This window comes from Pseudomonas sp. M5 (assembly GCF_016907075.1).
GTDB classification, from domain to species: Bacteria; Pseudomonadota; Gammaproteobacteria; order Pseudomonadales; family Pseudomonadaceae; genus Aquipseudomonas; species Aquipseudomonas putida_E.
The window spans coordinates 4,206,730-4,232,435 of record NZ_JAFBBH010000001.1; the positions used below are offsets into that span (position 1 = coordinate 4,206,730).

25 protein-coding genes and 1 tRNA gene are annotated in these 25,706 nt (G+C 63.3%); 14 read left to right on the forward strand and 12 right to left on the reverse strand.

All coding sequences use genetic code 11. The annotated features are described in order from the left end of the window. The first annotated feature begins 6 nt into the window (after positions 1-6). The 7 genes from fdnG (at position 7) to JOE27_RS19155 (ending at position 9,210) form a co-directional block, all read left to right on the forward strand. Complete coding sequence (gene fdnG / locus JOE27_RS19125) at positions 7-3,075, forward strand: formate dehydrogenase-N subunit alpha (RefSeq protein ID WP_148708297.1); 3,069 nt, start codon at positions 7-9, stop codon at positions 3,073-3,075. Then, positions 3,075-4,031 carry a formate dehydrogenase subunit beta gene (fdxH, locus tag JOE27_RS19130; RefSeq protein WP_046785079.1) on the forward strand — a complete coding sequence of 319 codons (957 nt, stop codon included), beginning with the start codon at positions 3,075-3,077 and terminating at the stop codon, positions 4,029-4,031. Before fdnG ends, fdxH begins: the two co-directional genes overlap by 1 nt. Further along, positions 4,028-4,684 (forward strand): formate dehydrogenase subunit gamma, encoded by a 657-nt coding sequence (locus tag JOE27_RS19135; RefSeq protein WP_115273456.1) that lies wholly within the window; start codon positions 4,028-4,030, stop codon positions 4,682-4,684. The genes fdxH and JOE27_RS19135 overlap by 4 nt, the downstream gene beginning before the upstream one ends. A 4-nt stretch (positions 4,685-4,688) precedes the next feature. Beyond that, complete coding sequence (gene fdhE / locus JOE27_RS19140) at positions 4,689-5,615, forward strand: formate dehydrogenase accessory protein FdhE (protein WP_204920643.1); 927 nt, start codon at positions 4,689-4,691, stop codon at positions 5,613-5,615. Between the two features lie 146 nt (positions 5,616-5,761). Next, the gene (gene selA, locus JOE27_RS19145) at positions 5,762-7,189 is read left to right on the forward strand and encodes an L-seryl-tRNA(Sec) selenium transferase (RefSeq protein ID WP_204919467.1); all 1,428 of its coding nucleotides are present in this window, start codon (positions 5,762-5,764) and stop codon (positions 7,187-7,189) included. Next, positions 7,186-9,108 carry a selenocysteine-specific translation elongation factor gene (gene selB, locus JOE27_RS19150; RefSeq protein WP_204920644.1) on the forward strand — a complete coding sequence of 641 codons (1,923 nt, stop codon included), beginning with the start codon at positions 7,186-7,188 and terminating at the stop codon, positions 9,106-9,108. Before selA ends, selB begins: the two co-directional genes overlap by 4 nt. Positions 9,109-9,114: 6 nt before the next feature. Beyond that, positions 9,115-9,210 (forward strand) — tRNA-Sec (locus JOE27_RS19155). A gap of 9 nt (positions 9,211-9,219) precedes the next feature. On the opposite strand, the gene JOE27_RS19160 is transcribed toward JOE27_RS19155, so the two are convergent. Then, positions 9,220-10,209: an asparaginase gene (locus JOE27_RS19160; RefSeq protein WP_204919469.1), complete on the reverse strand. Its 990-nt coding sequence runs from the start codon at positions 10,207-10,209 to the stop codon at positions 9,220-9,222. A 72-nt stretch (positions 10,210-10,281) separates the two neighbouring features. After that, entirely contained in the window at positions 10,282-11,724 is a 1,443-nt protein-coding gene (locus JOE27_RS19165; RefSeq protein ID WP_115273460.1) for a sodium:alanine symporter family protein, read from the reverse strand. 178 nt (positions 11,725-11,902) lie between these two features. On the opposite strand from JOE27_RS19165, the gene JOE27_RS19170 reads away from it, so the two are divergent. Continuing rightward, entirely contained in the window at positions 11,903-12,712 is an 810-nt protein-coding gene (locus tag JOE27_RS19170) for a helix-turn-helix transcriptional regulator (RefSeq protein WP_012312493.1), read from the forward strand. A gap of 74 nt (positions 12,713-12,786) precedes the next feature. Here the strand turns inward: JOE27_RS19170 and JOE27_RS19175 are convergent, their stop codons facing one another. Together JOE27_RS19175 and JOE27_RS19180 are read right to left on the reverse strand one after the other, a co-directional pair. Beyond that, positions 12,787-13,572, reverse strand: coding sequence for a TSUP family transporter (locus JOE27_RS19175; protein WP_115273461.1), 786 nt, complete (start codon positions 13,570-13,572; stop codon positions 12,787-12,789). Positions 13,573-13,588: 16 nt separating this feature from the next. Next, the gene (locus tag JOE27_RS19180; RefSeq protein ID WP_119688184.1) at positions 13,589-14,650 is read right to left on the reverse strand and encodes a hypothetical protein; all 1,062 of its coding nucleotides are present in this window, start codon (positions 14,648-14,650) and stop codon (positions 13,589-13,591) included. Positions 14,651-14,889: 239 nt separating this feature from the next. Here JOE27_RS19180 and JOE27_RS19185 point away from each other — a divergent pair, with 239 nt between their 5' ends. Together JOE27_RS19185 and JOE27_RS19190 are read left to right on the forward strand one after the other, a co-directional pair. Next, the gene (locus tag JOE27_RS19185; RefSeq protein WP_046785086.1) at positions 14,890-15,774 is read left to right on the forward strand and encodes a sugar nucleotide-binding protein; all 885 of its coding nucleotides are present in this window, start codon (positions 14,890-14,892) and stop codon (positions 15,772-15,774) included. After that, positions 15,767-16,699 carry an NAD-dependent epimerase/dehydratase family protein gene (locus JOE27_RS19190; RefSeq protein WP_046785087.1) on the forward strand — a complete coding sequence of 311 codons (933 nt, stop codon included), beginning with the start codon at positions 15,767-15,769 and terminating at the stop codon, positions 16,697-16,699. The genes JOE27_RS19185 and JOE27_RS19190 overlap by 8 nt, the downstream gene beginning before the upstream one ends. Before the next feature lie 159 nt (positions 16,700-16,858). Here the strand turns inward: JOE27_RS19190 and JOE27_RS19195 are convergent, their stop codons facing one another. From JOE27_RS19195 to JOE27_RS19215, 5 genes are all read right to left on the reverse strand, one after another. Continuing rightward, positions 16,859-17,542: an OmpW family outer membrane protein gene (locus tag JOE27_RS19195; protein ID WP_012312498.1), complete on the reverse strand. Its 684-nt coding sequence runs from the start codon at positions 17,540-17,542 to the stop codon at positions 16,859-16,861. 109 nt (positions 17,543-17,651) lie between these two features. Then, positions 17,652-18,167, reverse strand: coding sequence for a DUF3299 domain-containing protein (locus tag JOE27_RS19200; protein ID WP_119688186.1), 516 nt, complete (start codon positions 18,165-18,167; stop codon positions 17,652-17,654). Between the two features lie 9 nt (positions 18,168-18,176). Next, the gene (locus JOE27_RS19205; protein ID WP_204919470.1) at positions 18,177-19,442 is read right to left on the reverse strand and encodes an ABC transporter permease; all 1,266 of its coding nucleotides are present in this window, start codon (positions 19,440-19,442) and stop codon (positions 18,177-18,179) included. Beyond that, positions 19,442-20,152, reverse strand: coding sequence for an ABC transporter ATP-binding protein (locus JOE27_RS19210; protein WP_119688188.1), 711 nt, complete (start codon positions 20,150-20,152; stop codon positions 19,442-19,444). Before JOE27_RS19210 ends, JOE27_RS19205 begins: the two co-directional genes overlap by 1 nt. Beyond that, positions 20,153-20,731: a DUF2796 domain-containing protein gene (locus JOE27_RS19215; protein WP_204919473.1), complete on the reverse strand. Its 579-nt coding sequence runs from the start codon at positions 20,729-20,731 to the stop codon at positions 20,153-20,155. It abuts the gene before it with no gap. Between the two features lie 133 nt (positions 20,732-20,864). Here JOE27_RS19215 and JOE27_RS19220 point away from each other — a divergent pair, with 133 nt between their 5' ends. Further along, positions 20,865-21,209 (forward strand): hypothetical protein, encoded by a 345-nt coding sequence (locus JOE27_RS19220; protein ID WP_115273465.1) that lies wholly within the window; start codon positions 20,865-20,867, stop codon positions 21,207-21,209. Positions 21,210-21,266: 57 nt separating this feature from the next. On the opposite strand, the gene trxA is transcribed toward JOE27_RS19220, so the two are convergent. Genes trxA through JOE27_RS19235 form a run of 3 tightly spaced genes read right to left on the reverse strand, consistent with a single transcriptional unit; the run spans position 21,267 to position 23,283 of the window. Further along, positions 21,267-22,139 (reverse strand): thioredoxin, encoded by an 873-nt coding sequence (gene trxA, locus JOE27_RS19225; RefSeq protein WP_046785093.1) that lies wholly within the window; start codon positions 22,137-22,139, stop codon positions 21,267-21,269. A gap of 31 nt (positions 22,140-22,170) precedes the next feature. Further along, positions 22,171-22,830: a 50S ribosomal protein L11 methyltransferase gene (locus tag JOE27_RS19230; RefSeq protein ID WP_204919475.1), complete on the reverse strand. Its 660-nt coding sequence runs from the start codon at positions 22,828-22,830 to the stop codon at positions 22,171-22,173. After that, the gene (locus tag JOE27_RS19235; RefSeq protein ID WP_012312506.1) at positions 22,831-23,283 is read right to left on the reverse strand and encodes a YbaY family lipoprotein; all 453 of its coding nucleotides are present in this window, start codon (positions 23,281-23,283) and stop codon (positions 22,831-22,833) included. Positions 23,284-23,389: 106 nt separating this feature from the next. Here JOE27_RS19235 and nrdR point away from each other — a divergent pair, with 106 nt between their 5' ends. Genes nrdR through JOE27_RS19250 form a run of 3 tightly spaced genes read left to right on the forward strand, consistent with a single transcriptional unit; the run spans position 23,390 to position 25,695 of the window. Continuing rightward, complete coding sequence (nrdR, locus tag JOE27_RS19240; RefSeq protein WP_008092351.1) at positions 23,390-23,854, forward strand: transcriptional regulator NrdR; 465 nt, start codon at positions 23,390-23,392, stop codon at positions 23,852-23,854. A gap of 2 nt (positions 23,855-23,856) precedes the next feature. Next, positions 23,857-24,987 (forward strand): bifunctional diaminohydroxyphosphoribosylaminopyrimidine deaminase/5-amino-6-(5-phosphoribosylamino)uracil reductase RibD, encoded by a 1,131-nt coding sequence (gene ribD, locus JOE27_RS19245; protein WP_204919477.1) that lies wholly within the window; start codon positions 23,857-23,859, stop codon positions 24,985-24,987. Between the two features lie 42 nt (positions 24,988-25,029). After that, entirely contained in the window at positions 25,030-25,695 is a 666-nt protein-coding gene (locus JOE27_RS19250; RefSeq protein ID WP_046785096.1) for a riboflavin synthase, read from the forward strand. Positions 25,696-25,706: the final 11 nt, after the last annotated feature.

Here is a 25,706-nt window from a genome sequence, read left to right on the forward strand (position 1 = left end):
TGCACGATGGACCTCAACCGTCGGCAATTCTTCAAGGTCGCCGCTGTCGGCCTTGGAGGCTCGAGCCTGGCGGCGTTGGGCATGGCCCCGACGCCGGCCTTCGCCGAGCAGGTGCGCCACTTCAAGCTGGCGCACACCAAGGAAACCCGCAACACCTGCCCCTACTGCTCGGTCGGCTGCGGCCTGATCCTCTACAGCCAGGGCGATGCGGGCAAGAACGTCAAACAGAACATCATCCATATCGAAGGCGACGCCGACCACCCGGTCAACCGCGGCACCCTGTGCCCGAAAGGCGCCGGCCTGCTGGACTTCATCCACAGCGAGAGCCGCCTCAAATACCCTGAGGTGCGCAAGGCGGGCAGCAAGGAGTGGGTGCGGGTCAGTTGGGACGAGGCACTCGACCGCGTCGCCGGACTGATGAAGCAGGACCGCGACGCCAACTTCATCGAAAAGAACGCCCAGGGGCAAACCGTCAACCGCTGGCTTACCACCGGTTTTCTCGCTGCCTCCGCCGCCTCCAGCGAGGCCGGCTACCTGACCCACAAGGTCATCCGCGCAACCGGCATGCTGGGGTTCGATAACCAGGCACGTGTCTGACATGGCCCGACGGTGGCAAGTCTTGCCCCGACGTACGGCCGTGGCGCCATGACCAACCACTGGTCAGATATCGCCAACGCGAATCTGGTCCTGGTGATGGGTGGCAACGCAGCAGAAGCGCACCCGTGCGGCTTCAAGTGGGTGACCGAGGCCAAAGCGCACAACAAGGCGCGGCTGATCGTGGTCGACCCGCGGTTTACCCGTACCGCCTCGGTGGCGGACTACTACGCGCCAATTCGTACCGGCAGCGACATCGCCTTCATGGGCGGGTTGATCAACTACCTGCTGAGCAATGACAAGATCCAGCACGAGTACGTGCGCAACTACACCGACGTGTCGTTCATCGTCAAAGAAACCTATGGTTTCGAAGACGGGCTGTTCAGTGGTTACGACGCGGCCAAGCGTGTGTATGCCGACAAGTCCGGCTGGGGGTACGAACTGGGCGAGGACGGTTTCGCCAAGGTCGATCCGACCCTGCAGCACCCGCGTTGCGTGTTCCAGTTGATGAAGCAGCATTACAGCCGCTATACCCCGGAACTGGCGAGCATGACCTGTGGCATGCCGCAGGACGCCATGATGAAGATCTGGGAAGAGATCGCCACCTGCTCGGTACCGGGCAAGACCATGACGATCCTCTATGCACTGGGCTGGACGCAGCATTCGATCGGCGCGCAGATCATCCGCAGTGCGGCCATGGTCCAGTTGCTGCTGGGCAACGTCGGCATGCCGGGTGGCGGGGTCAATGCCCTGCGCGGGCATTCCAACATCCAGGGCCTGACCGACCTTGGCTTGCTGTCCAACTCGCTGCCGGGCTACTTGAGCCTGCCTGGCGATGCCGAGCAGGACTATGCCGCCTACATTGACAAGCGGGCCTCCAAGCCGCTGCGCCCTGGCCAGTTGTCCTACTGGCAGAACTACGGCAAGTTCCATGTCAGCCTGATGAAGGCCTGGTATGGCGCCAATGCCACGGCAGAAAACAATTGGGGTTACGACTGGTTGCCCAAGCTCGACGTGCCGGCCTATGACGTGCTGCGCATGTTCGAGATGATGAGCCAAGGCAAGGTCAACGGTTACATCTGCCAAGGCTTCAACCCGATCGCCGCGTTGCCCGACAAGAACCGCGTGACTGCTGCCCTGGGCAAGCTCAAGTGGCTGGTGGTCATGGACCCGCTGGCCACCGAGACCTCGGAGTTCTGGCGCAATGCCGGGCCCTTCAATGACGTCGACACGGCCAATATCCAGACCGAAGTGATCCGCCTGCCCACCACCTGTTTCGCCGAGGAGGATGGTTCGCTGGTCAACAGCAGCCGCTGGCTGCAGTGGCACTGGAAGGGCGCCGACGGCCCGGGCGAGACCCGCACCGACGTGCAGATCATGAGCGAGTTGTTCCTGCGCATGCGTCAGCGCTATCAGACCGAGGGTGGCACTTACCCTGATCCGATCATGAACATCAGTTGGCCCTACAAGCTGCCTGACGAGCCGTCCCCGGAGGAACTGGCCAAGGAAATGAACGGCTGGGCGGTCACTGATGTGACCGACCCCACCGGCGCGCTCATCAAGGCCGGGCAACAGTTGGCAGGCTTCGGCCAGCTCAAGGACGACGGCAGCACTGCGTCCGGCTGCTGGATCTTCGCCGGTTGCTGGACCGAGCAGGGCAACCAGATGGCGCGGCGTGACAACAGCGACCCGTATGGCATGCACCAGGCGCAGAACTGGGCCTGGGCCTGGCCGGCCAACCGCCGCATCCTGTACAACCGTGCCTCCAGTGACCTGCAAGGCAAGCCATGGGACCCGGAGAAAAAGCGCCTGGTGTGGTGGAACGGCAAGGCCTGGACCGGCACCGACGTGCCCGACTTCAAGGTCGATTCACCACCGCAAGCGGGCATGAACCCGTTCATCATGAACCCCGAGGGCGTGGCGCGGTTCTTTGCCATCGACAAGATGGCCGAAGGGCCGTTCCCCGAGCACTACGAGCCGTTCGAGACGCCGATCGGCATCAACCCGCTGCACCCGAAGAACAACAAGGCCACCAGCAACCCGGCCGGGCGGATCTTCGATTCGGTGTGGGACACCCTCGGCAAGCACGACGAATTCCCCTATGCGGCGACGACGTACCGGCTGACCGAGCACTTCCACTTCTGGAGCAAGCATTGCCGGCTCAACGCCATTGCCCAGCCTGAGCAGTTCGTCGAGATCGGTGAGGTGCTGGCCAACGAGAAAGGCATCAAGGCGGGCGACCGGGTGCGGGTGTCGAGCAAGCGCGGGCATATCGAAGCGGTGGCGGTGGTGACCAAGCGGATTCGCCCGCTGCAGGTCAACAACCAGACCGTGCACCAGATCGGCATCCCGTTGCACTGGGGCTTCACCGGCGCGACACGGCACGGTTACCTGACCAACACCTTGGTGCCCTTCCTCGGTGACGGCAACACGCAGACGCCGGAGTCCAAGTCGTTCCTCGTCAAAGTGGAGAAAATCTGATGGCCAGCCAAGACATCATTGCCCGCTCGGCCACCACCACCGTACCGCCTTCGGTACGCCTGCAGCAGGAAGTCGCCAAACTGATCGATACCACCAAGTGCATCGGCTGCAAGGCCTGCCAGGTGGCGTGTTCAGAGTGGAACGAGCTGCGTGACGAGGTCGGCCACAACCACGGTACCTACGACAACCCCCAGGACCTGACGGCCGATACCTGGACCCTGATGCGCTTCACTGAACACGAGCGCGACGATGGCAACCTGGAGTGGCTGATCCGCAAGGACGGCTGCATGCATTGCGCCGAGCCGGGTTGCCTGAAGGCGTGCCCGAGCCCGGGAGCGATCATCAAGCACGCCAACGGCATCGTCGATTTCAACCAGGACCATTGCATCGGCTGTGGCTATTGCATCACTGGCTGCCCGTTCAACATTCCGCGCATCTCGCAGAAAGACCACAAGGCCTACAAGTGCTCGCTGTGTTCCGACCGCGTGAGCGTGGGCCTGGAGCCTGCCTGCGTGAAAACCTGCCCGACCGGCGCGATCGTCTTTGGCAGCAAGGACGAAATGAAGGTGCATGCTGCCGAACGCATCGTCGACCTCAAATCGCGTGGCTACGACAACGCCGGGCTCTACGACCCGGACGGCGTCGGTGGCACGCATGTGATGTATGTACTGCACCATGCCGATACGCCCCGCTTGTATGCCGGCCTGCCGGACCAGCCGGTGATCAGCCCGCTGGTGGGCTTGTGGAAGGGCATCACCAAGCCGCTGGCACTGCTGGCGATGGGCGCGGCGGTGCTGGCCGGGTTCTTCCACTATGTGCGGGTTGGCCCGCAGCGGGTCGAGGAGGACGAACACCCCAGCCCCACGCCACCTGATGACAGCGTGCACCAGGTGGACCCGGCGGTGCATGTCTATGATCCGAAGCAGCCCGGTGGGCAAGGGGAGCAGCGGCCATGAACGACGACAAACCCATCCTGCGCTACAACGCCAACGAGCGGACCAACCACTGGATCGTCGCCATCCTGTTCGTGCTGGCCGGGCTTTCGGGGCTGGCGCTGTTCCATCCGGCGCTGTTCTGGCTCAGCCATCTGTTCGGCGGCGGGCCGTGGACACGCATCCTGCACCCCTTCATCGGGGTGGCCATGTTCGTGTTCTTTCTGTTCCTGGTGGTGCGTTTCTGGCGCGCCAACTTCATCACTGCCAACGACCGCCTGTGGCTGCGCCGCATCGACCGGGTGATGCTCAACAAGGAGGAGGGCGTGCCGCCGATCGGCAAATATAACGCCGGGCAGAAGCTGCTGTTCTGGACGTTGTTGGTGTGCATGCTGGTGTTGCTGCTCAGTGGCGTGGTGATCTGGCGTGCGTACTTCAGCCATTTCTTCGGCATAGGTTCGATTCGCCTGGCGTCGTTGGCCCATGCGCTGGCGGGCTTCGTGCTGATTCTCAGCATCATCGTGCACATCTACGCCGGTATCTGGATCAAGGGCTCGATCGGCGCCATGCTGCATGGCTGGGTCAGCCGTGCCTGGGCGCGCAAACACCATCAGTTGTGGTACCGCGAGGTGACCGGCGACAAGACGCCGAGTGACCATGGACGTAAAGAAGGATGAACGTTTGAGCACGATACTCGAACCGGGGCAGATCGAAGCGTCGGCGGTGATGCCGCCGTTTCTTCACCTGCCGCCCGCCAACCTGTTCGAACTGCGCGCCCTGCGCCTCGAACAGCTCGCTGCAGGGCATGCCCTTGGCGACTACCTGCGCCTGATCGCCCGGCTGTGCCGCATTCAGCAGCAGCTTGTGGATAACCCGCCTGGTGGTTTGCCAGTGGCCGATGACCGGCAGCGCCTGTGCATAAGTCATGGTTTGCCACCGCTCGCGGCCGACGGCCTGGTGCGCGAGGGGCCGTGGCTGGCGTGGTTGCAGGCGCTGATCGATCATTTCGACGGCGAGGCCAGTGGCCCTTTGGCGGCAGCACTGCTGGCGCTGCGTGGCAGTGATGACAGCCAGCGCAAAGGCTGGGGGAGCGCATTGCTGGCCGGGCAGTACGACGCTGTGCCCGCAGCACTGGTGCCGTTTCTGGGGGCCGCGCTGCAGGCGGCCTGGTCCAGCTGGTTGCTGGCGCTGCCGGCAGTTGAACTCAAGCCGTCGGGCAGCCAGGCCCAGTGCCCGGCCTGTGGTTCGCCGGCCATGGCCGGAGTGGTGCGTAACCGTGGCAAGCACAACGGCCTGCGTTACCTGGCGTGCTCCTTGTGTGCCTGCGAATGGCATGTGGTGCGGGTCAAGTGCGTGTATTGCGAATCGAGCAAGGGCTTGTGCTACACCAGCCTGGAGGATGACCGCCATGCGCCGGGCAAGGCGCCGCTGCGGGCGGAGTGCTGCCCGGGGTGCAATGCCTACCTGAAACAGAATTACCTTGAGAACGACGCTGCTGCCGAGCCGTTGGCCGATGACCTGGCCAGCCTGGCGCTGGATATCCGGTTGGACGAGGAGGGCTTTCATCGGCTGGCACCCAACCTGATGCTGGCGCCGGGTGGTGGGTGAGTGTCTACACTGCACAATTGAGTTGCCCCCATCGCCGGCAAGCCGGCTCCCGCAGCTATTTCACCGCTCCCCAGAGCGATGCAGCCCTGTAGGAGCCGGCTTGCCGGCGATGAGGCCCGAACAGACAATGGATAAGGTAGTACCTGATGTCTTCAAGCCTTGCCAGCAATACGCCACGGCTCCCTTCCATCGACACCCTGCTACGTCACCCGGCCTGCCTCCCGCTGATCGAGCGCCATGGCCGCGACGCTGTGCTCGCCACCCTGCGCCAGCTGCTCGGCGACCTGCGCGAACCTGTTCGCAACGGCCAACTCGGCGCTGCCGAACTGGGCGCTGAAATCCTCTTGGGCCGCAGCGGCGAGCGCCTGGCCGCCCAGCAGCGCAGCCAGGTACGCCGCGTCTTCAACCTCACCGGCACGGTACTGCACACCAACCTCGGTCGTGCTTTGTTGCCGGAGGAAGCCGTTGAAGCCATGCAGACCGCCGCCCGCTATCCGCTCAACCTGGAGTTCGACCTTGCCACCGGCAAGCGTGGCGACCGAGATGTTCTGATCGAAGGGCTGATCCGCGAGCTGACCGGCGCCGAAGCGGTCACCGTGGTCAACAACAACGCTGCCGCCGTGCTGCTTGCGCTCAACAGCCTGGGCGCGCGCAAGGAGGGCATCATTTCCCGCGGTGAGCTGATCGAGATCGGCGGCGCCTTTCGCATTCCCGACATCATGGCCCGTGCCGGTGTACGTCTGCACGAGATCGGCACCACCAACCGCACCCATGCCCGCGACTACGAAGCTGCCATCGGCCCGCGTACCGGCTTGTTGATGCGGGTGCATTGCAGCAACTACAGCATCCAGGGCTTCACCACCCAGGTGCCGACCGCGGAGCTTGCGCGAATCGCCCATCAGCATGAACTGCCGCTGCTGGAAGACCTGGGCAGCGGCAGCCTGCTCGACCTGACCCGCTGGGGCCTGCCCGCCGAGCCGACCGTGCGCCAGGCCCTGGCCGATGGTGCGGATATCGTGACCTTCAGCGGTGACAAGCTGCTTGGCGGCCCGCAGGCGGGGATCATCGTCGGTCGCAAGGATTTGATCGCGAGGATCAAGAAGAACCCGCTGAAACGTGCACTGCGCGTCGACAAGATCACCCTCGCCGCCCTCGAAGCCGTGCTGGCGCTGTACCGCAACCCGGACAGGCTGGCCGAGCGCTTGCCCAGCCTGCGCCTGTTGACCCGCAGCCAGGCTGAAATCCACGCCCAGGCCGAGCGCCTGGCACCCGAGCTCAAGGCTCGCCTCGGGGGGCAATGGGCCGTCAGCGTCGAGCCGGCGCTCGGCATGATCGGCAGCGGCAGCCAGCCGGTTGCGCGCCTGCCCAGCGCCGCGCTGTGCCTGCGCCCACAGGTGTCGAAGAAACTGCGCGGGCGCAGCCTGCATGTGCTGGAGCGCGCCTTGCGCGATCTGGCGGTGCCCGTGCTCGGCCGTATCGACGATGACGCGCTGTGGCTCGACCTGCGCCAGCTGGACGATGAAGCCCAATGGCTGGCGCAGCTACCGGCCCTGCAACTGGGGCCGGTGCAGTGATCGTTGGTACCGCCGGCCACATCGACCACGGCAAGACCGCATTGCTCCAGGCCCTGACCGGGCAGGCCGGCGACCATCGCCAGGAAGAACGCGAGCGCGGCATGACCATCGACCTGGGCTATCGCTATGCCGCCTTGGCTGAAGGCGCGCCACTGACGGGGTTCATCGATGTGCCCGGCCACGAGCGTTTCATCCACAACATGCTTGCCGGCGCCCAGGGTATCGATCTGGTGTTGTTGGTGGTGGCTGCTGATGACGGCGTCATGCCGCAGACCTGTGAGCACCTGGCGATCATCGAGTTGCTGGGCATTCCCCAGGCGCTGGTAGCAATCAGCAAGTGCGACCGGGTCACGCCGGCGCGCGTGGCCCAAGTGCAGGTGCAGATTGCGCAGTTGCTGGCGCCCGGGCCTTATGCCGGGGCGGCGCAGTTCCCGCTGTCGAGTGTCACCGGCGCGGGGGTCGAGGCGCTGCGTCATGCGTTGCTGGCGGCGGGCGAGGGTTTGAAGCAGCGCAGCGTGCGTGGCGGCTTTCGGTTGGCTATCGACCGCGCCTTCGCGGTCACCGGGGCTGGCCTGGTGGTCACGGGTACGGCGCTGGCCGGGCGTGTCAGTGCGGGTGATACGTTGTTGCTGGGCAAGGCCGGTAAAGCGGTGCGGGTACGTGGCCTGCATGCGCAGAACCAGGCGGCGCTGGTGGCTGAAGCGGGGCAGCGTGTAGCGCTGAACATTGCTGCCGAGCGCCTCGCGGTGGAGCAGGTGCGCCGTGGCGATTGGCTGGTATCGCAATGGCTGCACGCGCCCAGCACACGGGTCGATATCGAACTGCAGCTGCTCGCCGGCGAGTCCCGTCCTTTCGAACATTTCAGTGCCGTGCATGTACATCTGGGGACCCAGGACGTCACCGCACGGGTCGCCCTGCTCGAAGGTGAGCGCCTGCTTGCAGGCCAGCGCATGTTCGCCCAATTGTTGCTCAATGCGCCGCTGCAAGCCGTGCATGGCGACCGCCTGGTGCTGCGTGACCAGCGTGCCCAACGCACCCTTGGCGGCGGTACGGTGCTGGACCCGTTCGCACCGAGCCGGCAGCGGCGCAGCGAGGCGCGCTTGCGCCAGTTGAACGTGCTGCGTGATGCCGAGGGCCTGGAGCAGGCCTTGATGGCGTTGCTCGACAACGCACCAGGCGGGCTCGACCCGCAGCGGCTGGAACGCCAGTTCAACCGCTTGCGTGAGGGCTGGCAGTTGCCAGCTGACGTGCTGGTGGTCGCAACCAGGCAAGGCCAGTTGTTGTTCGCTAAAGCCCAGTGGCAGGCGCTCAAACACCAGGTGCGCGAACAACTGGCGTTGTTCCATGAGCAGGAACCCGACCAGCTTGGCCCGGACCGTGACCGCCTGCGCCGCTTCGCCGCCCTGCCTGTCGAGCGTCCCGCATTCGTCAGCCTGCTCGAGGAGATGCTCGGCGAAGGCACTATTGCCAGCAGCGGGCCGTGGTTGCATCTGCCTGGTCACACGGTGCAGTTGAGCGACGCCGACAGTGCGCTATGGTCGCGGCTGCAGCCAAGGTTGCTGGAAGGGCGCTTCGACCCGCCTTGGGTGCGGACGCTGGCCAGCGAAGAGAAATGTGCCGAGGCGGATGTGCGCCTGTTGTTGCGAAAGTTGGCCAGGCTCGGCGTAGTGCATCAGGTGGTACGTGACCTGTTCTACCCCGAGGCGACGCTACAGCGCATGGCAGAGCTGCTGCTTGGGCAAGCGAATGAAACACCGATAGTGCAGGTGGCCGCATTTCGCGATATGTTGGGCATCGGTCGCAAGCGCAGTGTGCAGATTCTGGAATACTTCGACCGTATCGGCCTGACCCGCAGGGTTGCCGATCAGCGTCACATCCGCGCCGACAGCGCCCTGGCCCAACAGCAGGCCAGGCACTGAGTTCAAGGAAGGCAATCGCGCCCGGTGGCGCGGCCGGGCTTCAAACCCGGTTGGGGACGGCAGCCGTTCCCGGGCAGGTTCGACTCCCGCTGCCTTCCGCCAATTTCCTGTTCAAGCGCGCTCGCCGCACAGGTCCAGCGCAAACCACTGCTCTGCAGCATCTGCATCCAGCCCCGCGCCCAGCAGCGCAAACATCTTGCCCAGCGCAGCCTCACGGGTCATGCCACCGCCACTGACCAGCCCGGCACCGCGCAGGCGGTTGCCCGCCGCATAGGTATCGAACACCACCGAACCCTCGGGGCACTGGCTGATGGCAACCAGCATCACCCCACGCTGGCGCGCCGAGCGCAGCACGTCGAGCAAGGCTTGGTCATCCGACGGCCCGGTGCCGCTGCCGTAACATTCAAGCAGTAGCCCTTGCACCCCGGTGTCGAGCACCGCACGCAGGTGTTCGGCCTGCAAACCGGGGAATACCGGCATCACGGCAATGTTCACCGGTTGGCGCTGCTGGCGATAACCCAAGGTGGCAGGTACGTCGTTCGCCCGCTCGCCTTCACGATGACGCGGCAACGCGGCGAAGGCGTCGAACGCTTCGCTGCGAAGCTTCGAGGCGCGGCAGCCCTGCAACAGCTGGCCATGGAAGTACAGCTGCACGCCAGCCTCAAGGCCTTGCTCGAACTGGCGCAGGGCACCGCACAGGTTGTCCCAGGCATCACTGCCCGGTGCACCGGCTGGCAACATTGACCCGGTCAGCAGAACTGGCACCGGCAGGCCCAGCAGCAGGAACGACAACGCCGCAGCACTGTGGGCGAGGGTGTCGGTGCCATGCAGCACCAGCACGCCATCGTGGCCGTCATTGTCCACTGCACAGACGATGGCATCGCGCATTGCCAGCCAGTTGTGCTGCTGCATGTTGGCACTGTCGAGCAGCGGGTTCATTTCCTGCAGCGTCCACTGCACCTGGGGTGCATCGCTCAGTTGGGCGAAGTGTTCGCGCATCCGCGCATCGAAACCACCGGCCGGCGCCAGGCCTTCGGCGGTTTCGAGCATGCCGATGGTGCCGCCGGTGTAGAGGACGAGAAGATTCGTGACTGCACGCATGGAAAGCATCCGTAGCGGTGAGCTGAGAGTAGGCAGCCGCCCGCGAACGGGGCGGCTGGGCAGGCGAGGATATCAGCGCTGCGGCTGAACTTCGCCGACGGCTTTGTCAACGGCTGTTTCGGCCTGCGGATTGGCCGGCCAGGCGTTGCGGTCCAGGTCCAGGTCGGCGAACTTGCTCGAGTCGAACACGGGCTGCTTGATGCCGGCTTTGCGCTGGTCATCGTAATCGCGCATCACACGCAGGCCGACCTTGAACAGCAAGGCCAAGGCGACCAGGTTGACGAAGGCCAGGCAGGTCATGGTGATGTCGGCGAAGGCGAACACGGTGGTCAGGTCCTGTACCGAACCCCAGACCACCAGCGCCAGTACCAGGCCACGGAACACCAGCAGTACCAGGCGGTTGCGGCTGAGGAACTGCAGGCTGTTCTCGCCCAGGTAGTAGTTGTAGAGGATGCAGGTGAAGACGAACAGCGACAGCGCGACGCTGACGAACAGGCGGCCCCAGTCACCGACCACGGCGGCCAGCGAGTTCTGCGTCAGGACAATACCGTCACCTTCGAAACCCGGGGTATAGAAGCCAGACAGCAGGATCAGCAGGGCGGTGCAGGTGCAGATCAGGAAGGTGTCGAGGAACACGCTGAAAGCCTGGACCACGCCTTGCGCGCCCGGGTGCTTCACGGCAGCCACGGCAGCGACGTTGGGCGCACTGCCCAAGCCTGCTTCGTTGGCGAACACGCCGCGTTTCACGCCCATGACGATGGCGCTGCCGAGCAGGCCGGCGAATGCAGGGTCCAGGCCGAAGGCGCTTTTGAAGATGGTTTCCAGCATTGCCGGTACGTGTTCGATCTGGGTGCCGATCACGTACAGGGTCACGCCGATGTAGGCCAGGGTCTTGACCGGTACCAGCAGGTCGGAGACTGCGGCGATACGCTTGATGCCACCCAGGAACACGATAGCCAGCAGTACCGCCAGGGCGATACCGGTGTGGCTTGGGTCGAAGCCGAAGGCGTTCTGCAGCGAATGTGTCACGGTGTACGACTGCAGGCCCATGAAGGCGAAGCCGTAGGTGACCAGCAGCAGGATCGAGAACACGATGGCCATGCTCCTGAGCTTCAGGCCGTGCAGGATGTAGTAGGCCGGGCCACCACGGTACAGGCCATCGCCATCGGCGCGCTTGTACACCTGGGCCAAGGTACATTCGAAGAAGCTGCTGGCCATGCCCACCAGTGCGGTGACCCACATCCAGAACACGGCCCCCGGGCCACCCAGGGTCACGGCGATGCCGACACCGGCGATGTTACCGGCGCCAACGCGGCCGGCCAGGCTCAGCATCAGGGCCTGGAAGGAGCTCAGCTGGCCTGCCTGGCCACGCAGCGATTCCTTGAACACACTGAACATGTGGGCGAAATGGCGGAACTGTACGAACCGCGAGCGGATGGTGAAGTAACCGCCGAGACCGACGATCAGCACGATGAGAAGCTTCCCCGAAAGGAAATCGTTGAGTGCTTCGAGCATTGGAAAATGACCTCGATTCTTATTCTTCGCGTGAAAAGACCAGCGGACGGCAGGCGCACCGCTATCGTTGGGGCGCATGGTTGGCCATGACAAGAGTGGTTACAATTTCGCGGGTTGCTCTGAATTGATGCGACTTGATGCTACACTTGCGCCATTCGCGTCACCCTGGATTCAGAACATGAGCGATCATTTCGCTACCAACCTCAAATTGGCCTGCAGCCACTACCGCTCTATCTCCGAAGTTTGCCGCCAGCTGTCGATCAACCGTGCGCAGTTCAACAAGTACCTGAGCGGGCAGAGCCGCCCGACGGCGTTCAACCTCAAGCGCATCGGTGATTTCTTCGGTGTCGAGGACTACGAGCTGAACTTGCCTCCCGAGCAGTTCGCCCGCCTGATCGGCGCCCGGGTATCGGCCGTGGCCGATCAGCCCAGCGACCCGATCAGCGAGCTGTTCCGCCCGTTGCACGAGCACGCCGGCAACCTGTCGCGCTACTGCGGCTATTACTTCGAGTACTCCAACTGCATGTCGGTACCTGGCACGATCCTGGTGTCACTGGTGCACCTGCGCGAGGAGCGCGGCCGCTTCCTGTTCGAACGCCAGGAGCGTCAGGAGCGCTCCACCGCCACCGACCTGCATGCCGAGGTGCGTTGCCGCTACCTGGGCGCGGCGTTCCAGTTGCAGGACCGGATGTTTCTCATCGACTACGAGTCGCTGACCCTGAACGAGATGAGCCAGACCATCCTCATCCCCAGCTTCAAGAGCCGCATCACCCGCTTGAATGGCCTGAAGACCGGTGTTTCCAGCGGCGACCGGCGCAACCCGGCCTGCACACGGGTGGTGTGGGAGTACCTGGGTGAGGAGATCAACCGCATCAACGCCTACCGGCAGGTGAAGCTGTATCAGCCGGACGATCCGCGAATCGATGACGACGTGCGTGAGCGGCTGAGTGTGGGGCCACTCAGTAACGGCTTGTTCGAAATCGAATAGATTGAGCGTCTGTATGGGTATCGCTGCGGATGACCATTGACCGGCACCTAGGTAAATGGCCAGCCAACAACGCGTCAAAGCTGTCGCAACCACTCCCCAGCCGGATGTCCCTCATTGAGTAACAGCTTCAACGACATCAGGCAGCAAACAGTGATTAGCAATGGCTTGATCAGCCGTGGCCCGAAGTAGATAGCACAACGTGCGCCAAGTTGTGCGCCAACAATGGCGCAAAGTGCCATTGCCAGGGCTAAAGGCCAGATGATTGCGCCGCTAAAGGCAAAGACCGAAAGGGCGCCGAGGTTGCAGGATGCATTGAGCAGTTTGCTGCTGCAGATCGCCTGCATAAGATGCTGCCCCAAGAGTAAGGTGAAGGCGACCATGAAAAATGAACCCGTGCCTGGTCCAAAGATACCGTCGTAGAACCCAATGGCTGGAGCAACTACCAGCGTGAAGCCCAGATACGACATCCTCTGCCTGCGATCCTTGGTACCAAGCTTGGGGCTGAACGCAAAATAGAGGGCTACTGTAATTAGCAAGATGGGGGCAATTGATTCCAGGAGGGCTTTGTCGAGCATGCTGATCGACAATGCACCCGTAACGCCACCCGCGAACGACAAAGCGGCCATCGGCCCGCCCGTTCGCCACTGGATCATTCGCTTGCGGGCGAACGCCCACACTGCTGAAACACTGGCTGAAGACGCCTGAAATTTGTTGGTAGCCATTGCAGCCAACGGATCGACACCTGCAATGAAAAAGGCCGGCAACGTAAGTAATCCTCCGCCTCCTGCTATCGCATCAAAGAAGCCGGCGAGCAATGCGACAGCTGCCAGCGTCAAGAGTATTGAAACTTCAGTCTCCATTTTTCTCTACCCCGCCTTAGCCGCGTACGATCAGTGGATCTTGTTGTAATGTCACCGGCCGTGCATCAGGTGAGTACCCGAATAGACGAACCAGTAGTCTTCGGTTGTCCTTGACGATGTCGCGAGCGTGAAGTGCCTGGCTGTTATTAATCAATATTGCGGAGTCAGGGCTTGGTAGAAAGTCGTAGGGTTGCTCGTTTTCTAGTAAGGCTTGCAATGTTTGATAAGCCTGTCGTGTTGAATGGCTGGCTTCATGGTGCAATGAGTGTCTATAGCTATTATAGCGGAGGGTAAAATCACCTCTAGAATCGAACTGAAGTATTGAACTTGCGTTCATCCCCTGATGCTCATCGTTAACGAAGCAGTCGCTGCGGGTAAAGCAAAATGACTTGGAAGATAACGCCAGCCCCTCAAGGGCGTTGAGTTTTGAAATTGCATTGCGTACGGGTATCACTTGCGTCGGTTCCCGTAATGGATTCCATCTTGCACTCAGGATCAATGCGCTTGGGGCTGGGGAATGCTCACCTTCGCACTGAACCGAGCAGGTATAGGGAGGTTCAGTGTGCGGACCTAGCTGAACGCCTGCATGGGAACTCAGTTCCGCGTGATGGTGGCTAAATTCATTCGGCAGCGATCGTTCTCCACCGCCTTTGAAATTACCAACAATTCGTACTTGCATGCCGCCATTGTCGATATCGAAAGCGAATGAGCGGTAGTCGACAAGGTTCAAAAGAATCTGGTTTCGTGATGCCATATAGAGGATTGCGGGGTCGGTTTTCAGAGTTTCAATGTCTGCCAGGCACTTTGGTACAGGGTCGGCATGGGGGGCTTCCATTGCCGCGAATTCAAGTGCTGCCGCTTTTCCGGAGGCAAATATTTCAAGCGATTCGAGTTGTACATCGTCCAGTGAGCTTTTCAATATTTGTGCCTGGCAGGCAGATAGTGCAGCAGCGCCTGCGGCATCTGGGCCGCCGATGGCGGCAGTTTGTCTGGAGCCGTGATCAAGTATGCTGGCTTGAAGTTTACTGAATGTGAGATGGAGGATCTCGGGTCTGGCTTTAGCGTTTACCCCTGGCATTGTTGTTCTCCTTGTATGTAGGGAAAGGTAAAACTTATTGTTAGGGCGCCGACTATTTAGCCAGATATTTTTTACCGCTGATGTAAGGTCGAGGTCTTGCGAGCTGTGGGGGATGTCCATGGGTCTGGTAGGAATCGTCTTAGGTAGGTAGTGCTGTCAGCCTCAGGGTTGGACTTCCCCGTCTGGAAACCGCAAAATGAACCCTTTCCCTCATCAACCTGTTCGGATCTGCTGACTCTATGCGTATGCGCCTGATGCTGTTGGGTGGTGGCAATGCCCTCGGGCAAGCGCTGATTCGTCTCGGGGCCGAGGAGGACATCGCATTTCTGGCGCCGCGCCCGCCGGAAGACGGCTGGACGCCAGCAAGCCTGACCCAGCTGCTTGACGATCATCGCCCCGATGCGCTGGTCAACCTGGCTTACTACTTCGACTGGTTCCAGGCCGAGTCGGTCAGCGAGCCGCGCCTGGCTCAGCAGGAGCGGGCGGTGGAGCGCTTGGCGGAGCTGTGCCAGCATCACCAGATCACCCTGGTGCAGCCTTCCAGCTACCGGGTGTTCGATGGTTCGCGTGCCACGGCCTATAGCGAAAAAGATGAGCCCGTGCCGTTGGGCCTGCGTGGCCAGGCCTTGTGGCGCATCGAACAGAGCGTGCGTGCGGCCTGCCCGCAGCATGTGCTGCTGCGCTTCGGCTGGTTGCTGGACGAGAGCATCGACGGTGCCCTGGGCCGCTTCCTGACCCGCGCCGAGCAACCGCAGGAGCTGTTGCTGGCCGATGACCGCCGCGGCAACCCGACGCCGGTCGACGATGCCGCGCGGGTGATCCTGTCGGTGCTCAAGCAGCTCGATTGCACCGCGCCGCTGTGGGGCACTTACCACTACGCCGGTAACGAGGCGACCACGCCGCTGGCGCTGGGCCAGGCGATCCTCACCGAGGCCGGGCAGCATCGCCAGCTGGCCGTGCAGGCACCGACCGCGCAGGCGCATGCCGCCCGCCCGGATGCCAGTGAGGAGCCGCAGAACGCGGTGCTGGCCTGCAAGAAAATCCTTCATACCTTCGGCATCAAGCCGCGTGCCTGGCGCGCCGGCCTGCCGCCTCTACTGGACCGATTCTACCGCCATGGCTGACGCCCCCATCCTGATCACCGGCGGCGCCGGCTTCATTGGCTCCCACCTGTGCGATGCGTTGCTGGCTAAAGGCTACGCGGTGCGTGTGCTCGACGACCTTTCCACTGGCAAGCGCGACAACCTGCAACTGGGCAACCCGCGCCTTGAGCTGGTCGAGGGTGATGTTGCCGATGCCGCATTGGTGCAGCGCGCCGCGGCAGGTTGCAGCGCTGTGGTTCATTTGGCCGCGGTGGCTTCGGTGCAGGCTTCGGTCGAAGACCCGGTAAAGACCCACCAGAGCAATTTCATCGGCACCCTCAATGTCTGTGAGGCCATGCGCCTGCAGGGTGTGCGCCGGGTGCTGTTCGCCTCCAGCGCGGCGGTGTACGGCAATAACGGCGAAGGCCAGTCGATTGCCGAGGAGACGCCCAAGGCACCGCTGACCCCCTATGCGGTGGACAAGCTGGCCAGCGAGCAATACCTGGACTTCTACCGCCGCCAGCATGGGCTGGAGCCGGTGGTGTTCCGCTTCTTCAACATCTTCGGGCCGCGCCAGGACCCTTCGTCCCCGTACTCCGGGGTGATCAGCATTTTCAGTGAGCGGGCCACCCAAGGGTTGCCGATCACGGTGTTCGGCGACGGCGAGCAAACTCGGGATTTCCTGTATGTGGGCGACCTGGTGCAGGTGATGGTGCAGGCGCTCGAGCAGCCGCAGGTGGAAGAGGGCGCGGTGAATATCGGCCTGAACCAAGCGACTTCGCTGAACCAGTTGCTCAAGGCGCTGGAAACCGTGGTCGGCAGCTTGCCGCCTGTCAGTTATGGCGAGGCTCGTTCGGGTGACATTCGCCACTCGCGGGCGGATAACCAGCGTTTGCTGGCACGATTCGATTTTCCGCAGCCGACTTCGATGGTCGAAGGGCTGGCGCACTTGCTCGGCAAGGCCTGACTTAGGCCGCTTTGCGGCCCATCGCCGGCAAGCCGGCTCCCACGCTGATTGATGTACTCCGCACCTTGTGGGAGCTGGCTTGCCGGCGATGGGCTGCGTAGCAGCCCTAATGAGACTAACTGACTGGCATCAGGCCTTGGCCGCCCTGCATCGCAGTGGTCAGAACTTGTAGCCAAGGCCGACCATGTAGACCCACGGGTCGACTTCCACGTTGACCTTGGTCTTGCTGTAACCCAGCGCGCTCGGGCCGTCGACGGTGGCCTTGGTGTCGATATCGACGTACCAGACCGAAGCGTTGACCAACAGGTTGTCGGTGAGCATGTAGTCCATCCCCAACTGCCCGGCGATACCGACCGAGTCCTGCAGCTTGAGGTTGCTGAAGCCCTGTTGCTTGCGCGCGCTGCTCAGGTCTTCGTCGAAGAACAGGGTGTAGTTGATGCCGATGCCAGCGTACGGCTGGAAGCGCGAGTTCGGTGCCATCGGGTAGTACTGCAGCGACAGGGTCGGTGGCAGTTGCTTGATGTCGGCCAGCTTGCCGTCCAGGCCGCCACCCAGGCCCTTAACGCCCACGGTGTGCTGGAACGGCGTGGCCGCCAGCAGTTCAAGGCCGACGTGGTCGGTGAGCATGTAGGCGAAAGTCAGGCCCAGTTGGGTGTCGCTGTCCAGGGTCGCCTTGGTGCCCGACACCTTGTTGCCGTCGAACTTCAGGTCGCCGCTGCTTTCGTTCGGGGCGGTGGTGATCGCGCCTGCGCGCAGGATCATGTCTCCCGCCTGGTAGGCGTGGGCGGCAGGGGCGGCGAGCGCAAGGGCCACAAGTGAGGCGCCGAGCAAGGACTTGTTCATGGAAGCTCCGAAAGGACGTGAGTAATCAAGTTGTCCAATGGTACGGAGCCGTCTAAACCGAATGTTTGACCCAGCTCAAAGAACTGCGTTCACGAAGTAGAAACAGTTCTCACTTCAGCTCATAAACGTATATTTTCTCGGCTTCCATCTGGTAGCCGGCGTCGGCCAGTTCGCTGCTGGAGGCTCTGACGTGCAGCTTTCCTTCAATCCAGTAGGGCTGGTACAGGTCTTCGACGCGTACGCCCATTTCGCTGAAGATATGCACGATCTGGTTGGGCGGCGGTGGCGGTACATGGATACAGGCGCCGTAGTAGGGCACTAACAGGAACTCGGTAGTGCGACCTTCTTCGCTGACTTCCAGTGGCACGATATAGCCGGGAAGTTTGATTTGCTGGCCGTCCAGGTCCTTGACCACCGGCGCATCGGGCGCTTGCTGGCGCGCCGCTGGGGCTGACTCAGCGGACAGGGCGCTGCTCAGTTGCGACATGTCGTGTAGCGGGGCGAGTTGCGGCGGGATGATCGGCGCGCCTTCCGGGATCAGTGCAGGCCAGTCGAGTTCGCGGGGTTCGGCCGCCCAGGTGGGGGCGGCGAGCATCAGCAGGGATAAAAACAGCGCGCGGAACATGGCGTTTTCTCAGAGGTGAATCGACAACCCATCGGCCAGCGACTGCCGGTAAGCGCGCCAGGCCGGCACGCTGCCCATCAGCAGCGCTGCGCCGAGGATGATAGCAAGCAGCGTCCACTCGTGCGTGCTGGGCCAGGCCAGCGGCAGGTATAGGCCGTAGTTGGCCTGAACGTAGCCTTGGGCGAGGGCGATGCCGGCATACAGCAGGCCAAGCCCGGCAACGATACCGGCACTTGCCAGTGCCAGCGCTTCAAGCACCAGCAACCCGGCAATGTGCCAAGGCCGGGCCCCCACCGAGCGCAGAATCGCCATTTCCCGGCGACGTTCGTTGAGGCTGGTGAGAATGGCCGTGAGCATGCCGATCAAACCGGTCAACACGACGAACAGCGAGACCACGAACAACGCCTGTTCGGCCGTACCCATCAGGCTCCACAACTCCTGCAGCGCTACCCCGGGCAAGATCGCCAGCAGCGGCTCGCTGCGGTATTCATTGATCTCGCGCTGCAGGCTGAAGGTGGCGATCTTGCTGTTCAGGCCCAGCATGAACGCGGTGATCGCGGCGGGCTGAAGGTCCATGGCGCGAGCCTGTTCGGCGCTGATGCGCCCGGCACCACGGGCAGGCACGCCGTTATGCCAGTCGATATGGATCGCCTCCATGCCCGCCAGGCTGATGTGCAGCGTGCGGTCGACAGGTGTGCCGGTGCGTTTGAGCACGCCGACCACGGTGAACGGCTTGTCGTCGTGTTTGACCAGGCTGATTGCCGCCACGCCATGGGCAAGCACCAGCTTGTCGCCAAGCCTGTAGTGCAGCGCCTCGGCCACCTCGGCCCCCAGCACCACCTCGAACGGGTCGCTGGCGAACTCACGGCCTTGGCTCAGCTCCAGGTGCTGCCGGCGACCGTACTGGTAATGGCTGAAGTATTCACCGGTGGTGCCCATTACCCGGTAGCCGCGGTGCGAGTCGCCGAGCGAGATGGGAATCGCCCACTTCACCCGTGGGTCCTGGGCGTAATGCTGGTAACTGTCCCAACGGATATTGTTGGTGGCGTTGCCGATGCGGAACACCGAATACAGCAGCAGGTTTACCGAACCCGAGCGGGCGCCGACGATCAGGTCGGTGCCGCTGATGGTGCTGGCGAAACTGGCGCGTGCTTCGGTGCGCACACGTTCCACGGCCAGCAGCAGGCATACCGACAAGGCGATGGCGAAGGCAGTGAGAAACGCCGTGAAACGGCGATTGGCCAGGCTGGCCAGGGCAAGGCGAAGCAGGTACATCAGGCCTCCCGGGGCGTGGCTGCGCGGTTGAGTTCGGCCAGTGACAGATGACGGTCGAACAGCGGTGCCAGGCTCTGGTCATGGCTGACGAACAACAGGCTGGAGCCGGCGGCGCGACATTCATCGAACAGCAGGCGGATGAACGCCTCGCGGGTGTCGGCATCCAGTGCCGAGGTCGGTTCGTCGGCAATGACCAGCTCGGGTTGGCCGATCAATGCTCGGGCAGCGGCTACCCTTTGTTGCTGGCCGATCGACAGGCTGTCGGCGCGGCGGGCAAGCAGTGCCGGGTCGTTCAGGCCCAGATGGGCAAGCAGCTCGCTGGCAGCTTGGTCGACACTGCCGTGGCGTTGGCGGGCGCGGTCGGCCCGGCTGTGCGAAAAGCGGCAGGGCAGTTCGACGTTTTCCCGTACCGAGAGGAACGGCAGCAGGTTGAACTGCTGGAAGATATAACCGGTGTGATCGACCCGAAAGCGGTCGCGGGCGCCCTGGCCAAGGCTGCCGAGATCCTGGCCGAGCAACTGGATACGGCCCTGGGCTGGCACGTTCACCCCGCCCAGCAGGCCCAGCAAGGTGGTCTTGCCACTGCCGCTGGGGCCCTTGAGGAACAGGGCCTCGCCTGCTTCCAGGCGAAACGCGGGTATATCCAGCAATGGCGGCTGCCCTGGCCAGGCGAACACCAGGTCTTGCAGCGCGATCAACGGCAGGCTCATTCAGAACGCGACCACGGCCTTGGCAGGCGAGGTTTCCAGGCCTTTCTGGCCGTTCGGGCCGATCAACTGCACATTGATTTTCTGCGTGGCGGGGAAGGTCTTGAACAGCGGTGTGAGGTCGAGCTGAGAGAGTTTTTCCGGGGCGGAGCATTTGAGCTGATAGTGCGCACTGATGTCGCTGTGCTGGTGGCCATGCTCATGTTCATCACCGTCGTCATCTTTTGCCGCATCACCGAACAGTGGGCTCTCCAGCTCCTGAGCATCTTCCTTGCAGCCAGCAGCCGCTGCCAGGCCAAACAGCTTCAGAGGTTGCTCGAGCTGCTGGCGCACGGCGGCGACCTTGGCTTTGTCGGCATCACTGCTGGCGCTGTGTTCAAAGCCGACCAGGTTCATTGCCGGGCTGTCCAGCTCCAGCTCAAGGGTGTTGCCGTCGAGCACTACATTGAGCTTGGCCACACCGTGCTCATGCGCCCCGAGCGTGCCGTGGGCGTGATCATGGTCATGGTCATGGCCTTCGTGGCCATGAGCCACGGCCAGTGGCAGCAGTGCGAAGGGCAGGGCGAGCAGCAGGCGACGCATGGACGACTCCAGAAGCAGACGGGGAATGATTTGGTAATGTTATAACAACTTTTCTCTGTCCCGCCAGCCTGCGTGGTGAAGGTTTCATGTTGTTGTAGCATGAGGGTATTGAACGCGCCTGAAGGAATGCATCGTGAGAATTCGTGGACAGATTGGTGACTGGCCGGTGGACCTGAGCATTGAGCTGGAGCCCGAAGAGTGGGCGCAGTTGGGGCGGCAGCTTGAAATGCCTGTGGCGGCCGAAACGGTATCGCAGGCTATAGCAGCAGCGCCGCGCCAGGATGACGGGCAGTGGACGGCTGCGCGGGAGGTGCTGCGTCAGGCGGGGCAGATGAACGGGCCAGAATTGCTGGACCGGTTGGAAGGGCTGGCGGGTAGTACGGCGGCGGGCAAGCGGCTGCTGGTGCGGTTGCGACACAGCAGTGAGGTGAAGGTGGAAAGTGGCGCGGATGCGCCGGTGTATCACTGGATCGGGTAAAGCTGTAGGCCTGTGTTGCCCCGCAAGCGAGGGCATGGCCCTCGCCTGTTGGGCGAATCAGAACATGGCCGAAGACAGCCTGCGGCGGTAAACAGCCACCAGCGGATGGTCGCCACCGAGCAGGTCGAACACTTGCAGCATCGCCTTCTGCGGCAAGCCGTTTTCATAGGCGCGGTTACGCTGGAACAGTTTAAGCAGCCCATCCAGCGCCGCTTCATACTGCTGGCGCGCCAGTTGCTGGATGCACAGCTGGTAAGCCGCTTCATCATCCTGCGGGTTCTGCGCCAGGCGGCTTTTCAGGTCGGCGACTTCCGGCAGGCTGGCGGCCTGGCGAAGGAAGGTCAGCTGCGCTTTGGCACCGGCCAGGGCGGCCTTGTGCTCATCGGTCTTGACCGCGTCCAGCACAACCTGCGCTTCGCCCAGCTCGCCGCGCTCAGCCAGGCAGCGGGCATACAGGATCAGCGCCTCGGCATTGCTGTTGTCTTCCCCCAGCAGGGCCTGCAGCAATGCCTCGGCCTCGGCGAAACGGCTCTCGGCGAACAAGCCTTTGGCTTGCTCCAAGGGCGAGGCGGCCGGTGCGGCAGGCATCTGCACATGAGGCTCGAGCATGGCGCGGATCGCCGACTCCGGCTGCGCGCCGGCAAAGCCGTCGACCGGCTGGCCATCCTTGAACAGCACTACTGTGGGCAGGCTACGAATCCCGAACTGGGCAACGACTTGCTGCTCAACGTCGCAGTTGATCTTGGCCAGCAGCAGCTCGCCCTGATAACCCTCGGTGATTTTCGCCAGCAGTGGCATCAGCGCCTTGCAGGGCGCGCACCACTCTGCCCAGAAGTCCACGAGGACCGGCTTGTGGAAGGAGTTTTCGATCACCAGTTGCTGAAAGTTGGCATCGGTGGCATCGAAGATAAACGGTGTTTCCTGGCTCATCGTGACTCTCGCAAATCCGTGAATGGCACCACTATAAAGGCTCGCGGCTGGCGTGGTACAGGCTGACCCGGCGGAATTCGTGCGGCTCGGCCAGGTCCGGCAGGGTCAGTGCTTCAAGCACGCCCAACTGCTGGTAAAGCGGGTGGCTGAAATCGCGTACTCGGGAGTCTGCCACCAGCGCCTGGCGACCGCGGCCGAGGAAGGCATCGAGCAGCGGCAGATTGGCGCGGTCGTACAGCACATCGGCAACCAGAATCAGGTCGAAACGGTCGTCTTCGGCGAAGAAGTCATTGCTGTAACTGAGCTCGACCCCGTTCAGCTCGGCATTGGCGCGGCTGGCATCGAGTGCCAGCGGGTCGAGATCGCAGGCCACCACTTCCAATGCACCGGCGCGCGCTGCAGCAATGCCGGCGATACCGGAACCGGCGCCAAAGTCCAGCACGCGCTTGCCGGCCACCCATTCAGGGTGCTCGGCCAGGTAGCGGGCCATGGCCAGGCCGCTGGCCCAGCAAAAGCTCCAGTACGGTGGGTCGTCGAGAATGCGCCGGGTTTCTTCGCTGCTGAAGGCGCGGTCCATGTTCTGATCGTCGATCAACCAGAGTTTGAGCGTACACCCCGGCAGTTCACTGACGACCAGCCGCGCTTCGCCGATCAGGCCGCTGAGGGCCTGTTGCAAGGCAAGCGGCGCCACCTAAGGCGCCTTCTTGAAACGCAGCGGGCCTGTGGCTTGAGTCTGGGCCTGGGTGATGCGCACGGGCGGCAGGTGCATGATCAGTTGGCCCGACTGGCTGGCGCGGCCACGCAGTTCGACCCGAGCCCCGGCCGGGAAGACCTCCGGGTTGAAGCGCAGGCGGTAGGGCAGCGCCTGGCCGGTCCCGGTCAGGGTGCTGCTGGCCAGAAGCTGTTGCGGCCGGTCGCGCTCGTCGATGACCAGCAAGGCCAGCTCCACGTCGGCACCGCGGGGGATTTCCAGCAAGGTACCGCTCAGTTCGCGTTGATAGGCGGGCAGCGGGCCCAGCGGTTCGGCCTTTTTCGCCACCTTGGCGGGCGCAGGTGCCGGGGCTGGCTCGGTCTTCGGCCGATCGCTGCCACAGGCGGCGAGCAGGGCGGCGCAGCCCAGCACGACGAGCGCTCGATAATGCATGGGGTAGTCCTTCAGGGGCAGATTTACCCTGGATGTTAACCCCTTTGGCTTGTCTTGCCAGTGGGATGCGCTACCATGGCCCTCCCTTTTTTTGTTGCCTGCCACCATGCACTGTCCCTTTTGCGGTGCCAACGACACCAAGGTCATCGACTCGCGCCTGGTCGCCGAGGGCGAACAAGTGCGCCGCCGTCGCGAATGCGTGGCCTGCGGCGAGCGTTTCACCACCTTCGAAACCGCCGAGCTGGTCTTGCCCCGGCTGATCAAGCAGGACGGCACGCGCCAGCCTTTCGACGAAGAAAAGCTGCGTGCCGGCATGCAGCGCGCGCTGGAGAAGCGCCCGGTCAGCGTCGAACGCCTCGAGGCGGCCCTGGCACATATCAAGAGCCGGCTGCGCGCTACGGGTGAGCGCGAGGTCAAGTCGCTGGTGGTGGGTGAGCTGGTGATGGCCGAGCTGCGCAAGCTCGATGAAGTGGCCTACATCCGTTTCGCTTCGGTGTACCGCCGCTTCCAGGACCTCGATGAATTCCGCGAAGAAATCGACCGCCTGGCCCGCGAGCCGGCTAAAGAGTGAGCATGCCGAGCCAGACCGCGATCCTCGACGCCCATTACATGGCCCGTGCCCTGGAGCTTGCCCGCAAGGGTATCTACACCACTCACCCCAACCCGCGCGTGGGTTGTGTGATCGTCCGTGACGGCGAAGTGGTGGGTGAGGGCTGGCATGTGCGCGCCGGTGAACCACATGCCGAAGTGCATGCCCTGCGCCAGGCCGGTGAGCGTGCCCGCGGCGCCTGTGCCTACGTGACGCTCGAGCCTTGCAGCCACCATGGCCGCACCCCACCGTGCGCCGAAGCGCTGGTACAGGCTGGTGTGGCGCGGGTGGTGGCAGCCATGCAGGACCCCAACCCGCAGGTCGCCGGGCAGGGCCTGCGCCGCCTGGCCGAAGCAGGCATCGAAGTCGCCAGTGGTGTGCTCCATGCCCAGGCCCGCGCCCTGAACCCCGGTTTCCTGAAGCGCATGGAGCACGGCTTGCCGTTCGTGCGGGCCAAGCTGGCCATGAGCCTGGATGGCCGTACCGCCATGGCCAGCGGTGAAAGCCAATGGATCACCGGCCCTGCCGCCCGCTCTGCAGTGCAGCGCCTGCGTGCCCGTGCCAGCGTGGTACTGACCAGCGCCGCCAGCGTATTGGCCGACAACGCACGGATGACCGTGCGCGGTGCCGAGCTGGGCCTGGACCCCGACACCACCGCGCTGGCGCTGAGCCGCCCCCCCGTGCGCGTACTGATCGATGGCCGCCTGCGCCTGCCACTGGACGCGCCGTTCTTCAAGGCTGGCCCGGCCCTGGTGGTAACCGCCATGGGGAGCGACCCGCGGTACGCCCAAGCTGGCCACGAGCTGCTCAGCCTGCCGGGCAGCAATGGCCAGGTGGATCTGCTCGCCTTGATGCAGGCGCTTGCAGCGCGTGGCGTCAACGACATCCTGCTGGAAGCTGGCGCAGGCCTGGTCGGCGCTTTTGCCCAATTGGGCCTGATCGACGAGTACCAGCTGTTCGTCGCCGGCACCTTCCTTGGCTCCCAGGCCCGTCCGTTGCTGGACTGGCCTCTGTCGAAGATGAGCGAAGCGCCACGGCTGAAAATCACCGAAATGCGTGCAGTGGGCGATGACTGGCGGGTCACGGCCATCCCTCTGCCGGCGCCCGGCGTATAATGCCGGGCTTGCCCTGCGCAACCCGTTTTTGAGGAAGTCCCCATGTTCACCGGCATCATCGAATCCATCGGCACCATCCGCAGCCTGACCCCCAAGGGCGGTGACGTGCGCGTCTACGTCGAGACCGGCAAGCTCGACCTGGGTGACGTCAAGCTCGGCGACAGTATCGCCGTCAACGGCGTGTGCCTGACCGCCGTCGAACTGCCGGGCGATGGCTTCTGGGCCGACGTCAGCGTCGAGACCCTCAAGCGCACCGCTTTCATCGACCTCAAGAGCGGCAGCAAGGTCAACCTGGAGAAGGCCCTGACCCCGACCACCCGCCTGGGCGGCCACCTGGTCAGCGGCCACGTCGACGGTGTCGGCGAAATCATCTCGCGCAGCGATAGCGCTCGCGCCATCCAGTTCCGCGTGCGTGCACCCAAGGAGCTGGCCAAGTACATTGCCCACAAGGGTTCGATCACCGTCGACGGCACCAGCCTGACGGTCAATGAGGTCAATGGCGCCGAGTTCGAGCTGACCATTGTCCCGCACACCCTGTCCGAAACCATCATGGCCGACTACCGCGCAGGGCGTCGGGTCAACCTTGAGGTCGATTTGCTGGCCCGTTACCTGGAGCGCCTGCTGCTGGGCGACAAGGCTGGCGAACCGAGCAAGGGCAGTGGCATTACCGAAAGCTTCCTGGCCGCCAACGGCTTCTTGAAATCCTGATTGAGAAGGGG

Bases quoted from the DNA above. Each gene is read 5' to 3' on its own strand.
- fdxH (WP_046785079.1), top strand. From the start codon at position 3,075: ATGGCCAGCCAAGACATCATTGCCCGCTCGGCCACCACCACCGTACCG.
- JOE27_RS19135 (WP_115273456.1), top strand. From the start codon at position 4,028: ATGAACGACGACAAACCCATCCTGCGCTACAACGCCAACGAGCGGACC.
- selA (WP_204919467.1), top strand. From the start codon at position 5,762: ATGTCTTCAAGCCTTGCCAGCAATACGCCACGGCTCCCTTCCATCGAC.
- JOE27_RS19160 (WP_204919469.1), bottom strand. From the start codon at position 10,209: ATGCGTGCAGTCACGAATCTTCTCGTCCTCTACACCGGCGGCACCATC.
- JOE27_RS19165 (WP_115273460.1), bottom strand. From the start codon at position 11,724: ATGCTCGAAGCACTCAACGATTTCCTTTCGGGGAAGCTTCTCATCGTG.
- JOE27_RS19170 (WP_012312493.1), top strand. From the start codon at position 11,903: ATGAGCGATCATTTCGCTACCAACCTCAAATTGGCCTGCAGCCACTAC.
- JOE27_RS19175 (WP_115273461.1), bottom strand. From the start codon at position 13,572: ATGGAGACTGAAGTTTCAATACTCTTGACGCTGGCAGCTGTCGCATTG.
- JOE27_RS19180 (WP_119688184.1), bottom strand. From the start codon at position 14,650: ATGCCAGGGGTAAACGCTAAAGCCAGACCCGAGATCCTCCATCTCACA.
- JOE27_RS19185 (WP_046785086.1), top strand. From the start codon at position 14,890: ATGCGTATGCGCCTGATGCTGTTGGGTGGTGGCAATGCCCTCGGGCAA.
- JOE27_RS19190 (WP_046785087.1), top strand. From the start codon at position 15,767: ATGGCTGACGCCCCCATCCTGATCACCGGCGGCGCCGGCTTCATTGGC.
- JOE27_RS19195 (WP_012312498.1), bottom strand. From the start codon at position 17,542: ATGAACAAGTCCTTGCTCGGCGCCTCACTTGTGGCCCTTGCGCTCGCC.
- JOE27_RS19200 (WP_119688186.1), bottom strand. From the start codon at position 18,167: ATGTTCCGCGCGCTGTTTTTATCCCTGCTGATGCTCGCCGCCCCCACC.
- JOE27_RS19205 (WP_204919470.1), bottom strand. From the start codon at position 19,442: ATGTACCTGCTTCGCCTTGCCCTGGCCAGCCTGGCCAATCGCCGTTTC.
- JOE27_RS19210 (WP_119688188.1), bottom strand. From the start codon at position 20,152: ATGAGCCTGCCGTTGATCGCGCTGCAAGACCTGGTGTTCGCCTGGCCA.
- JOE27_RS19215 (WP_204919473.1), bottom strand. From the start codon at position 20,731: ATGCGTCGCCTGCTGCTCGCCCTGCCCTTCGCACTGCTGCCACTGGCC.
- trxA (WP_046785093.1), bottom strand. From the start codon at position 22,139: ATGAGCCAGGAAACACCGTTTATCTTCGATGCCACCGATGCCAACTTT.
- JOE27_RS19235 (WP_012312506.1), bottom strand. From the start codon at position 23,283: ATGCATTATCGAGCGCTCGTCGTGCTGGGCTGCGCCGCCCTGCTCGCC.
- nrdR (WP_008092351.1), top strand. From the start codon at position 23,390: ATGCACTGTCCCTTTTGCGGTGCCAACGACACCAAGGTCATCGACTCG.
- ribD (WP_204919477.1), top strand. From the start codon at position 23,857: ATGCCGAGCCAGACCGCGATCCTCGACGCCCATTACATGGCCCGTGCC.
- JOE27_RS19250 (WP_046785096.1), top strand. From the start codon at position 25,030: ATGTTCACCGGCATCATCGAATCCATCGGCACCATCCGCAGCCTGACC.